The organism is Halomonas sp. LMYGS-3, from assembly GCF_059509875.1.
In genome coordinates, this window is the sequence record NZ_JCAKFQ010000010.1 from 40,557 (window position 1) to 53,165 (window position 12,609).

General features: G+C 61.8%; 10 protein-coding genes. 7 read left to right on the forward strand and 3 right to left on the reverse strand.

The features are described from left to right. Positions 1 to 441: 441 nt before the first annotated feature. The 7 genes from AC5W54_RS11340 (at position 442) to AC5W54_RS11370 (ending at position 8,334) form a co-directional block, all read left to right on the forward strand. Positions 442 to 2,055, forward strand: a complete 1,614-nt coding sequence (locus tag AC5W54_RS11340; protein ID WP_495962198.1) for an ABC transporter substrate-binding protein — start codon at positions 442 to 444, stop codon at positions 2,053 to 2,055. Positions 2,056 to 2,135: 80 nt separating this feature from the next. Further along, entirely contained in the window at positions 2,136 to 3,089 is a 954-nt protein-coding gene (locus AC5W54_RS11345; protein WP_495962199.1) for an ABC transporter permease, read from the forward strand. Further along, on the forward strand, positions 3,086 to 4,003 hold the full coding sequence (locus AC5W54_RS11350; protein WP_495962200.1) for an ABC transporter permease: 918 nt from the start codon (positions 3,086 to 3,088) through the stop codon (positions 4,001 to 4,003). Before AC5W54_RS11345 ends, AC5W54_RS11350 begins: the two co-directional genes overlap by 4 nt. 1 nt (position 4,004) lies before the next feature. Further along, positions 4,005 to 5,828, forward strand: coding sequence for an ABC transporter ATP-binding protein (locus AC5W54_RS11355; protein ID WP_495962201.1), 1,824 nt, complete (start codon positions 4,005 to 4,007; stop codon positions 5,826 to 5,828). Between the two features lie 64 nt (positions 5,829 to 5,892). Further along, positions 5,893 to 6,303, forward strand: a complete 411-nt coding sequence (locus AC5W54_RS11360) for a helix-turn-helix transcriptional regulator (protein ID WP_495962202.1) — start codon at positions 5,893 to 5,895, stop codon at positions 6,301 to 6,303. A 27-nt stretch (positions 6,304 to 6,330) separates the two neighbouring features. Next, positions 6,331 to 7,320 (forward strand): threonine ammonia-lyase, encoded by a 990-nt coding sequence (locus AC5W54_RS11365; RefSeq protein ID WP_495962203.1) that lies wholly within the window; start codon positions 6,331 to 6,333, stop codon positions 7,318 to 7,320. Positions 7,321 to 7,341: 21 nt separating this feature from the next. Beyond that, a complete protein-coding gene (locus AC5W54_RS11370; protein ID WP_495962204.1) occupies positions 7,342 to 8,334 on the forward strand; it encodes an ornithine cyclodeaminase family protein in 993 nt (330 codons plus the stop codon). Positions 8,335 to 8,702: 368 nt separating this feature from the next. Here the strand turns inward: AC5W54_RS11370 and AC5W54_RS11375 are convergent, their stop codons facing one another. The 3 genes from AC5W54_RS11375 to AC5W54_RS11385 form a co-directional block, all read right to left on the reverse strand. Beyond that, a complete protein-coding gene (locus tag AC5W54_RS11375; protein ID WP_495962205.1) occupies positions 8,703 to 9,374 on the reverse strand; it encodes a haloacid dehalogenase type II in 672 nt (223 codons plus the stop codon). Between the two features lie 491 nt (positions 9,375 to 9,865). Next, on the reverse strand, positions 9,866 to 11,242 hold the full coding sequence (locus AC5W54_RS11380) for an MFS transporter (protein ID WP_495962206.1): 1,377 nt from the start codon (positions 11,240 to 11,242) through the stop codon (positions 9,866 to 9,868). A 216-nt stretch (positions 11,243 to 11,458) separates the two neighbouring features. Next, positions 11,459 to 12,553 (reverse strand): NADH:ubiquinone reductase (Na(+)-transporting) subunit F, encoded by a 1,095-nt coding sequence (locus AC5W54_RS11385; RefSeq protein ID WP_495962207.1) that lies wholly within the window; start codon positions 12,551 to 12,553, stop codon positions 11,459 to 11,461. Positions 12,554 to 12,609 lie beyond the last annotated feature (56 nt).

Genomic DNA, 12,609 nt, shown 5'->3' on the forward strand with positions numbered 1-12,609 from the left:
ACCAGGCCAATTTATCGCTGCGGACTCCTGCCTGAGGCCGTGCCTCTGGTCGTACTGCGATTCATCTTCTTCTTGATCCTGGGCGTGGGCGGCGAGCCCCTGGTGTGGCGACCGGGTCGCCGGGCCTCTTCGGGCAGACGGCAGCTTCTACCGTATGGTGCCGGCAATGCCAATGATTGTAGGTGCGGGCGACGGCAAAACGAACCAAAAGCGTTGCTCACTGGTGCTGTAATTGTTTCAACGGGTTGTCCACATCCCATGGGGCATGTGAGTCGGGTCGTTCACATCGTTACTGCGGTCAGGGAAAGGAGTATCGGCATGGATAGAGCGCATCACGAGAAGAGGACGGTAAACCCCCGGATTGCCTGAGGTGGCCCCTGGAAACGGCGCGCCGATATAACAACAGACAAGCAATGATAATCGAATAGACGGAGGCACAACATGAAGAACAGGAACTTCCCCGGTCATGACCAGCGGATCATGTCGGAGCTGATGCGAACAGCCGGTCATGGCATTTCGCGGCGCGATGTGCTGCGGGGAATGGCTGCCGGTACCGTGCTGGCCGCCACCGCAGGCGGCTTGATGGCCGGCGCGTCGTCCGCCTTCGCCCAGACGCCCCAGCGCGGCGGGCGCATCAAGGTGGCGAGCGCGACCAGCTCGACCGCCGATACGCTGGATCCGGCCAAGGGGGCGAACTACACCGACTATTGCCGTCACTTCATGTTCTACAACGGCCTGACGACGCTGGACGACACGCTGGTGCCGCGCATGTCGCTGGCGGAGTCGTTCGACACCGACGATGCCCTGTCCTGGGTCGTCAAGCTGCGCCAGGACGTCGTCTTCCACGATGGCCAGCCGTTCACCGCGGCCGATGTGGTCTACTCGCTGAACCGCCACAAGGATCCGCAAACCGCGTCCAAGGCCCTCAGCGTCGCCGAGCAGCTCGAGGAGGTCAGGGCCGCCGGGCCGCATGAAGTGCATATCCGGCTGGTCAGTCCCAACGCCGACCTGCCGGCGATCCTCGCCACCTCCCACTTCCTCATCGTGCGCGACGGCACCACGGACTTCAGCCTCGCCAACGGCACCGGGCCCTTCGAGTGCGCGGAGTTCCAGCCGGGGGTGCGCTCGATCGGGGTGCGTAACGACAGCTACTGGAAGCCGGGCCAGCCCTACCTCGACGAGATCGAGTTCTTCGCGATTCCCGACGAGGCCGCGCGCATCAATGCCCTGCTCGCCGGGGACGTCGACCTCATCAACCCGGTCAATGCGCGCTCGATCCCGCGCGTCCAGAACAGCGCCAACGCCACGGTGATGGAGTCCCCGACCGGCGCTTACACCGACCTGGTGATGCGTGATGAACTGGGGCCGGTCAACAACCCGGACTTCGTGCTGGCGATGAAGTACATGCTCGATCGCGAGCAGATCCAGCGGCTCGCCTTCGGTGGCTTCGGGACCATCGCCAACGACCAGCCGATCGCGCCCAGCCACCGGTACCACTTCGACGGTCTGCCGCAGCGCGCCTTCGACCTGGACAAGGCGAAGTATCACCTGGAGCGATCCGGCATTGGGGGGCGTTCGATTCCCCTGGTGGCCTCCGAAGCCGCCACCGGCTCGGTGGATATGGCCCAGTTGATGCAGCTCTCGGCGCAGCAGATCGGACTCAAGCTCGAAATCAAGCGGGTACCGTCGGACGGCTACTGGTCCAATCACTGGATGAAGCATCCGCTGGGCTTCGGCGCCATCAGTGCGCGACCGACCGCCGACCTGATGTTCAGCCTGTTCTTCCAGTCCGACGCCGCCTGGAACGAGTCGGGCTGGAAGAACGAGCAGTTCGACCAGTTGCTGCTGGCGGCGCGCGGCGAGACCGACGACGCCAAGCGCAAGCAGATGTACGGCGACATGCAGGTCATGATACACGAGCACGGCGGCATCGGCATTCCGCTGTTCAGGAGCAGCATCGATGGCCACAGCACCAAGCTGAGAGGGATGACCCCTCACCCGATGGGCGGCCTGATGGGCTACATGTTCGCCGAACATGTCTGGTTGGAAGCCTGAGGAATCACGACAACGACAAATCCATCATCAAGGCGCCACCCGTGCAGCTCAGGGGTGGCGCCATAACAAAAGGGTGAACCATGAACAGCACCATTCCACGGCTCGTGATTGGCCGGCTGGGCATCGGCGTGCTCACGCTGCTTATCGTCTCGCTGGTGGTCTTTGTGCTCACCAGCCTGCTGCCGGGTGACGCCGTCCAGGAACAGCTTGGTCAGGAGGCCACGCCGGAAGTGGTAGCGGCACTGCGCGCGAAATTGGGTCTGGACCAACCCGTGCACCTGCGTTACCTGAGCTGGTTGGGTGGCCTGGTGACGGGCAATTCCGGCGTTTCGCTGGTCAACGGCATGGCGGTCGACGACTTGATCGCGAGCCGGCTGCCCAACACCCTGAAACTTGCAGCGGCCACCGCCCTGATAGCCGTGCCGCTGGCGCTGACCATCGGCATCGTCTCGGCGATGTATCGCGGATCGCTCTTCGACCGCTATACCAACATGCTGGCGGTGTTCCTGGTGTCGGTTCCCGAGTTTCTGATTGCCACCATCGCGGTGCTGATCTTCGCGGTCAAGCTGGGTTGGCTGTCGGCGCTGTCGCGCTCGGTTGAAGTCGATTCTTTCCTGCAGCTGCTTAGTGTCTATGCCATGCCGGTGTTGACCCTGTGCTGTGTGCTGGTCGCGCAGATGGCGCGCATGACACGGGCGGCCGTCATCGATCAGCTCAGCTCTCCCTACGTCGAAATGGCCCTTCTCAAGGGCGCGCGGCCGGTGCGAGTGGTACTCCGACATGCACTGCCGAATGCGATCGGGCCGATCGCCAACGCCGTGGCGCTGAGCCTGTCGTACCTGCTTGGCGGTGTGGTCATCGTCGAGACGATCTTCAACTATCCGGGTATAGCGACGCTGATGGTAAACGCCGTGGTGACGCGTGATATGCCGCTGGTTCAGGCGTGCGTCATGCTGTTCTCCGTGGGCTTTCTGTTGTTGGTGCTGGTCGCCGACATCATTGCCATCGTATCCAACCCGAGGCTGCGCACATGAACCCGAACACGATTCCTCCATCACCGAAATTGAGTACTCCGGGTGCTCGAGCCGACGCCGTGGTCGAGGCGGCGTTCGACGATAAGCCGCCAAGCGCCGTGCGCCGCCCCAAACGGCCGATCAGCGGTGCCCTGGGGATATTCGTCGTCGGGTTCTGGCTGCTGATGGCCTTGATCGGTCCCTGGTTGGCGCCCCATGGTGCCAACGCCCTGGTCAGCCATGAAGTCTTCGGCTCACTCAGCCTGGAATTCCCGCTGGGCACGGACTTCCTGGGCCGGGACATCCTCAGCCGGCTGTTGCACGGTGCGCCCTACACGCTCGGCGTGGCAATGGCGGCAACGGTGCTCGCCTGCCTGTTGGGTGTAGTGCTGGGACTGGTGGCGGCCGCCTCCGGTGGCTGGCTCGATGCTGCCATCAGTCGCACCCAGGACGCGCTGATTGCGATTCCCAACAAGATCTTTGCGCTGATCATGGTGGCCTCGTTCGGCTCTTCCGTGCCACTGCTGCTGGTCATGGCCGCCTTGGCCTATATGCCCGGTTCTTACCGTATCGCGCGTGCGGTCGCGGTCAACGTCATGACGATGGACTTCGTCCAGGTCGCGCGAGCGAGGGGGGAAGCCATGCCATACATCATGTTCGTCGAGGTGTTGCCGAACATGCTCCGTCCGGTGTTGACCGATTTCGGTCTGCGCTTCGTCTACGTCGTACTGCTGCTGAGCGCGATGAGCTTCCTCGGCCTGGGCGTGCAGCCACCGGACGCCGACTGGGGCTCTCTGGTACGGGAGAACATCCAGGGCCTCGGGGAAGGTGCCCCGGCCGTATTGGCGCCGGCGGTTGCCATCGCCACCCTGACCGTCGGGGTCAACCTGATCATCGACAGCTTCGGCGGACGGGCCAAGCGCGAGGAGAACTGAGATGAACGAAATCGTCAAGGTAAACGGCCTGCGCGTGGCGGCGCGTAACGCAGCGGGTATCGATGTGCCGATCGTGCACGGTGCCGATTTCACGCTGAACAAGGGCGAAGTGCTGGCGCTGATCGGCGAGTCCGGGTCCGGCAAGACCACCATCGCGCTGGCGCTGATGGGCTATGCCCGCGCCGGCTGTCGTATCGTCGGGGGCTCGGTGCGCATCGGCGATGTCGAGGTGCTCGAGCAGTCCGATTCCGAGCTGGCGAAGCTGCGTGGACGCACCGTGGCCTATATCGCCCAGAGTGCGGCCGCAGCGTTCAACCCCTCCAAGACCATCATGGAGCAGGTGATCGAGAGCGCGCTGATCCACGGCGTGCTGTCGCGGCGCGAAGCGCAGGCCAAGGCGGTCGAGCTGTTCCGGGCGCTGGCGCTGCCGGACCCCGAGAACATCGGGGCGCGCTATCCGCACCAGGTGTCGGGTGGGCAGTTGCAGCGACTGATGGCGGCGATGGCGCTGATCACCGATCCGGCGCTGGTGATCCTGGACGAGCCGACCACCGCGCTCGATGTCACCACGCAGATCGAGGTGCTGCGGGCGTTCAAGAAGGTGGTGCGCGACCTCGATACGACGGCGGTATACGTTTCGCACGACCTGGCGGTGGTGGCGCAGATGGCCGACCGCATCGTGGTGCTGCGCAACGGCGAGATCCAGGAGAACAGCCGCACCGAGCAGATCCTGGAAGAACCCGAACACCCCTATACCCGCAGCCTGCTGGCGGCGATGAAGCCGACCGTGAGCCAGGGCGCCCCTGGCCAGAGAGAAGAGCGGGCGAAAGAGGACCTGCTGCTCGAGGTGCGTGATCTCGAGATTTGCTATGGCAGCAAGCGGGTTGTGCAGGATATCGACCTCCAGGTCCGCCGCGGAGCAACGGTCGGTATCATCGGTGAATCCGGGTCGGGCAAGACCACCGTTGCGCGGGCCATTGCCGGCCTGGTGGAGCCGTCGGCCGGGCAGATCCTGCTCGATGGCCAGCCGCTCAGCAAGTCGTTATCAGGGCGTACGCGGGATGAGTTCCGGCGGGTCCAGTACGTCTTCCAGAACGCCGATACGGCGCTGAATCCGCAGCACAGCATCGAAGAGATTCTGGCCCGTCCCTTGCGCTTCTACCACGGCATGCGCAGCGCACAACGGCGGCGCCGGGTGGCCGAACTGCTGGAGCTGGTGCAACTGCCCGCGAGTCTGGCGAAGCGACGCCCCGGTGAACTGTCTGGTGGCCAGAAGCAGCGCATCAACCTGGCGCGGGCGCTGGCGGCCGAGCCGGATCTGATCCTCTGCGATGAGGTCACCTCGGCCCTGGACACGGTGGTGGGTGCCGCGATCCTCGAACTGATGGCGGAGCTGCGGCGGGAACTGAACGTTTCCTACCTGTTCATCAGTCACGATATCAGCACGGTACGGGCGATCTGCGACGAGGTGGTGGTGATGTATGCCGGCGCCAAGGTGGAGCAGGGCGATCGTGCGACGTTCCAGGCGCCACCGTACCACCCGTATACCCACCTGTTGATCGACTCGGTACCGGAGATGCACCAGGGCTGGCTCGAGGAGACGCGGGCGGGGCGGGGTGTGCTACCGCAGATCGCCCTGCCGGCCTCGTCGACGCCACTCTGCCCGTTCCTGGCGCGCTGTCCGGTCAGGATCGATGGCAAGTGCAACAGGGTGTCGCCTCTGCGGGTGCGGCTCGACAAGGGCAACGAAATACTCTGCCACCACAGCGATAGCGAACTGCGTCACTTCGACGAGCTGGTGCCTGCCCTGGCGGCCAGCAACTGAGGGTGCGTTCTGTCATGCCGGTGGAGCCGGGCCTGCGGTGACGCTGGCGTAGGGAGTGTGGAGCATGAACGAGAAGAGCGGCGTTCCACCGGTGTGGCAAGACGGCGGGCCTGCCCCTGACGGGAAGCGAAGCGAGGACGAAATGGCGCAGGCGATCGCAACGGCCAAGCAGTACATCGATGAGAACTTCTGCGAGCCGATCCATCTCGACGATCTGGCGGAGGTGGTCGGCATGACCCGTTTCAGTCTGGCCAAGCGGTTCCGTCAGCGATTCGGCATCTCCCCCTATCGCTATGTGTGTCAGGTGCGGGTCCGGCAAGCGCAAGCGATGATGAAGCAGGGGTTGCGGCCGACGGAGATCGCCAGCGAAACCGGCTTCTTCGACCAGAGTCATCTGGCGAGGCATTTCAAACGCCTCTGTGGGATGACCCCGCGTCAGTACAGAACGCGCTGTATACAAGCCGCGGGTCGGTGAATCCAGCGGCAGATCAAGGGGATGGTGATGGAAAAGACAACGGTAATGCTTGAGGATGTTAAAAGCGCGGCAGAGCGCATCCGGCCTTATGTGTACCGTACACCGCTGCTCAGGGAAGGCAAGATGGACAGGGCTTTGGGCTGTCAGGTCTATGTCAAGCCCGAAATGCTTCAGGTGACCGGTGCTTTCAAGATCAGAGGGGCATTGAGCAAGATCTTGTCCTTGACACAGGATGAACGGGACAAGGGCATCATCACCAGTTCATCGGGTAACCATGGCCAGGCATGCGCCTATGCAGGAAAAGTGCTCGGCATTCACGCGACCGTCATCGTTCCGGAAGACACACCCGCTCTAAAGGTCGAGAATGCCCGGTCAATGGGTGCCGATGTCATCTTGTGGGATCGTGCCTACGCAGAGCGCTGGAAAAAGGTGCATGCCGAGGTCGAGGAGCATGGCTACACCATCGTGCATAACTATGAAGATTTCGATGTCATGGCTGGCCAGGGTACGATTGCCCTGGAGATCCTGGAGGATCTGGCCGATGTGGACACCGTGCTGGTTCCGATTGGTGGGGGTGGGCTCATTTCAGGTATTTCCACCGCCATTAAAGAGACCAATCCTGAGATAAGAGTGATTGGTGTCCAGGCAGAGGCCTGCTGCCCTTACTATCTGAGCCGCCAGAACGGTGAGCGAACCAGGGCGACGGTCAAGCAGACGATAGCCGACGGCCTGGCATGCGACTGGCCTGGCAACAACACCTATCCGATCATAGAGAAATATGTGGATGACATCGTTACCGTCTCGGAAGAGGCCATCGAAGAGGCGGTAAGGGTGGTGGCAAACGATGCCAAGCTCGTCGCGGAGCCTTCGGCCTGCGTGGGAATAGCCGCCTTGCTGTCAGGTGCCGTAAAGACTCGCCAGGAAGAGAAAGTCTGTGTGGTCCTTACCTCCGGGAACTGGGGCATCGACATGATCGGCAAGATCCTCCAGGGCGAGCGTGTGGCAGGCATTTTTTAACCAGTCAATCGAGGAGGGCATATGGAAACGTTGCTGCTGAACAAGGATGAGGTGGGGTCGCTCATCGATCTGGATGCGGTGCTAGAAGCCGTTGAAAACGGCTACAAGTCCTTTAACAGCGGAAGAGTCGTGCAGCCGGATTTCATGAGTATAGAGCTGCCTGGTTCACATGCGTGCATTGATTTCAAGGGCGGCCTCGATCTTGCTGGGGGATATATCTCCATCAAGTCCTCTGCCGGTGGATACAAAGGAAACCCTGAGCTGGGCCTGCCGACGGGCATGAATTCCGTGATGCTCTTCGAGGCCAGTACCGGTGCCCTCAAGTGCGTCATGGACGGAACCTGGATCACCGGCTGCCGTACCGCCGCCGCGGGTGCCATATCGGTAAAATATCTGGCACGCGAGGATGCAAAAACGCTTTGTGTCATAGGAGCGGGCAATCAGGCGCGTAGACAGCTTCGGGCCATCATCCGGGTGAGGGATTTTTCAGAAGTCTTTGTGTGGAATGCCTCTCCGCAAGCGCTCGATGAGTACGTTCGGGAAATGTCCGAGGAGACAGGCCTCAACATCCGCAAATGCGAAACCGCGGAGGAGGCGGTTCGCGCAGCTGACGTCGTCGTCACTACCACCCGCGCCCACAGAGGTCCCATCGTCAAGAAGGCGTGGCTGAAGCCCGGTACGCATATTGTTGCCATTGGCTCCGATATGCCGGGTAAGCAGGAGATCAGTGCCGATATATTCAAAGAGGCCAAGGTGGTCAACGACTCTGTCGAGCTTTGTATCAAGTACGGTGATACCCAGCATGCCGTTAAAGAAGGCATCATCAAACCGGAAGACATTCATGCGGAAATCGGTGAAATCCTGCTTGGGAAAAAGGCCGGTCGCGAAAACCAGGAGGAGATAACGATCTTTGACTCGGTCGGCATGGCCATCCAAGACACCGTGACGGTTGCCATGCTGTACGAAGCGGCCCTCGACAAGGGGCTGGGCACTCCCTACGAGTTCTTCCAATAGAGGGCTTGGTGCGTTCCGGCCTGCCCTGGGCTCTGTCTGAAAAGTCGGCAAGCGATGGTCAAGGCTAGGCCCGTTCCATACGGGCCTACGCACATCCCACACCCATGTGGGGCGCATCCCCCCATATTCCTGACGCCTCGCATCGCGAGCGTGACCCAGCCCGAGACGGCCGTGCCGGTGCTGCTGGACAACCTGCGCCGGCATCAGCGTGGCGAGGCGCTGCTGAACGTCATCGATCTATATAACTGGCGAGGCCAGGCAAAGTCGACAAGGGGGAGCGACGCCGGGTTCGGTGCAATGCAGACCGCGGCCCCGCGCTTCGCCGCGGAGCGAAGCGTGGGGCCGCATCGAGGACGGTGGCTTCGTGTTTAGAGGCCCACCAGGGCGGCCAGACCGCCCATATCCTTGATCTCATGCGTGGCGTAGCTCGGCATCAGGTTCGGTTCATGGTTGCGGTTGACCAGAACACGTGCGCCGTAGCCCAGGTCGGAGGCGGACATGAGGTCGTAGCGGAAGCTGCTGGAGACGTGCATACACTCTGCCGGTGAGCAGCCGAGCTGGTCGAACATGTATTCGAAGGCCTGGAGGCGCGGCTTGTAGGCGCGGGCCTGCTCGGCGGTGAAGACATGGGCGAACGGTGCCCCGAGCTTTTCGACGTTGTGGTGGATCTGGTCATTGTCGGCGTTGGACAGGATCACCAGCGGAATTTCGTGGGCGACCTTCAACAGGCCTTCCGGTACGTCCGGGTGCGGGCCCCAGGTCGGCACGGAGTTGTAGATCTCCAGTGCCTCCTCCTCGCGGAACTCCAGCTTCCACTTGCGGCAAGTACGCTCGACCGAGTTGCGAACGACCTCACTGAACGGTTTCCAGTCGCCCAGGACTTCGTCGAGGCGATAGGCCCGGAAATCGTCGACGAAGGCTTCCATCTGCTCCGGGCGAATGCGATCCGCGAAGATCCGGCGCGCCGACGGGGCCATCTGGAAGTTCGTCATCGTGCCATAGCAATCGAAGGTGATGTACTTCGGCCTGAATGTGCTCATGAGTTGGGTTTCCTGTTTTTCGATTTGGATCGTAAAAGCCCATTCGGCGTAAGTAGTGCCCCGGTAGCATGGCTGCTGATATGGGTGCATTCACTTTCACGCCGTAAACCCATTACACCATGGGGGGGCAAACAGATGGTTTCGATGCATGGGAGGGAAACCGCAAGAAACGTCGATTTCCCGAGCGCACACGGCATATGTAGCCTTTCATTCCAGTGTGGTTGCCGCATCGAGGTTTCGCAATCCTCTCAGCTCAAGAGATAAGGTCGTCGACCGCCTTCGGCCTGCAGGCTCTTCACCGCATCCACCTTGCCGGTCGGCTCGGGCCGGCCCTTGGTCAGGCTGCCGGTCTTGTCCAGCGCGATCACCTTGTCGTCGCGCAGCGACTGCAGGGCTTCGCCCTTGCGGAACGAGAGGCGCGCGAACAGCTCGGCATCGAGAATGCCGTATGTTTGCGCTTGTTATGCCAACTCAACCGCTGTCGCCGGGATTTACACCTTGCCCTTCCACGAAGTGTGATGACTGTCTATCACGAATTCATGGCTATGCCTCTGGTTATCATGGCGATGCGCATGACAATGGGGCTCCGGGCCTTCCCAGCCCTCATGAGCGTGCTGGTGGTGCTCATCATGTGTATGCCAGTGCTCATGTTCAAGCGGTGGGTGCTCATGCTCAAGGGATAACTCGTCATCCCTTGGCCACACCGATAGTCCGATGAGTAGTCCGACGAGTCCTATTCCAGCCATGACCACAAACATTGTCGAGAGTCCAATGATCGCACCAAGCCATCCGGCTAGCGGGTAGGTGATCAGCCAGCAAGCATGCGACAGGGAAAAATGAGCGGCGAATAATGCGGGCCGGTCTTCCTGATGCGACGAGCGCGCCAGCAACCGGCCACTGGGGACCAGAACCAATGCCGCTGCAGCCCCAAACGCCATCCATACCATCAGTGCAGCTGCAAAACCCGGAAGCATTGAGGCGGCCGCCAACACGACGACAGCCGATGCGGCGCCAGTCATCATCACGCTGCGATCACGCAAGCGATCGAGGATTCTTGGCAGAAACAAGGCGATTATCATGGAGCCAATTCCATAGGCCATCAATAGAAAGGCGACATCCTGGTCCGATCCGGAAAGGTATTCACGAACGTACACAACCGTATTTACGATCACCATGGCACCCGCTGCTGCAGTAGTAATACATAATGCAAGCAACCCGCGCAGTCGTGGTGTTTTCAGATATATTTCAGCGCCCCATGTCACCCGTGAGAAGAACCCGACCTGCTCGGTTTTTTTCCGGATCGTCGGCAACACTACCGTCATGATCAAGAGAGCGGATGCCAGAAACCCAATGGTTGTTCCGAGGAAGAGAAAATGGAAGCTCATGAACGCCAGCAAAGCGGCCGCCAAGACAGGGCTCAGGAAGGCTTCCAGATCATAAGCCAGGCGCGACAGCGATAGTGCTTTCGTGTAGTCACGCTCATTTCTCCAGATGTCAGGAATGGTTGCCTGAAAAGCAGGAGTAAAAGCGGCGGAAGATGCTTGAAAAAGGAACACAAGAATATAAATTTGCCAAACCGCTGTGACAAACGGCAGCATCAACACCATGCCGGCTCGACATATATCCAGCGTCACCAGAAACGAGCGGCGAGTGAAGCGATGCGCAATCGCAGCCGCCAAGGGTGAGATGAACACATAGGCAATCATCTTGATAGCGAATACGGTACCCAGGACCGCCCCGGCCTTGGGACCCGCCAAGTCATAAGCCAACAGGCCCAGCGCTACGGTAGCCAGCCCAGAACCGAGCAGTGAAAGCACCTGAGCGGCGAACAGGTGGCGAAAAACCCGATGGTACAGCAAATCGATCATAATCACCCCTCATCCCAGCTCAATGGCAATTAATCCGGCAATCAAATAGATCATCCTGATCCATTTGATTATCGCCCGCGCAACACTGACGCAGGTGCATGAATCTGCTGGCGTTGCGCGGGCTCGTGCCGGTCTGCCGACCGGCGGCTTCACCTTGTTGTGCCGCGATTCACCCGGCATGAATGCTTGCCGGGTGAATCGCTATGCATAACAGTGCTATGCGGAAGTCGATTGGCAGCAAGAGCAGGCTTTCTCGGCTTCACTCCGGATCGGCGGCTCTGTCGGTGCCGGCGCTGTGGATTCGCGGTCGGCCGAGGTGTAGAAGGCGTCGGCGTGGATGTTGTCCGCCGCCACGCCGCGGGCCAGCAGCAGCTCGGTGGCCGCTTCCACCATGGGCGGCGGGCCGGCCAGGTAGGCTCGGCAGCCGCTCACCCGGTCCCGGTTCGTCGCCATGGCTTCGGTGACCAGGCCGGTGCTGCGCCCGGTGGGGCCGGTGGGCTCGGAAAGCACGACATGGATCTTCAGGTTGGCGTGGCGCGCGGCCAGCTGCTGGAGATGGGGCTCCAGATAGACGTCACGCTCGTCGCGGGCGCCGACGTAGAGATGAATGGGCTGGCGCATGCCGGCGGCAAGTGCCGTCTCGAGGATGGACTTCACCGGCGCCAGGCCGGAACCGCCGGCCACCGCGACGATGGGGCCGGCATGCTTCTCGCGTAGGTAGGAGCTGCCGAACGGCCCCTCTACTGCCACCCGATCGCCTACCGTCAGCTCGCTGGCCACATGAGTGCTGGTGGCGCCCCCCGGGACATGCCGCACGTGGAACTCGAGGGTGGGCTCGTCCGGGTGGTTGGCCATGGAGTACTCGCGGGTCGGGCAGCCGGGGAAGGTCACCTGGGCGTACTGGCCGGCGGTGAAGGCAAGGCGCTCGCCATCTTCCAGGCGCAGGCGGACCCGCTTGATGTCATGGGTGAGGTCGTCGAGCGCCATCACGGTACCGCTCACCTTGCGCACCGGGTGGGCGGCACGCTCTTCGTCATCGAGCAGCCAGGCGACGGTGCAGTCGCGGCGGGGCAGGGCACGGCAGGCGAGTATCAGGCCGGCGTCGCGCTCCTCGTCGGTCAGGGAGAAACGCGTGTGGGGGAGCAAGTCGACCTCGCCCTCCACCAGCCGCGTCTTGCAGGCGCCGCAACGCCCGGCGCGGCAGCTGTGGGGATAATCGATGCCCGCCGCCATGGCGACATCGAGTATGGTGTCGCCGTCTTCCACGGTGATGGCCTTGCCGGCCGTCGTGATCTGAACGTCGTGACTCATGTTGTTGTTCTCCGAACGTCGGGGGGGGGGGCGCCTCCCGCCTGGGGAGGCGCCTT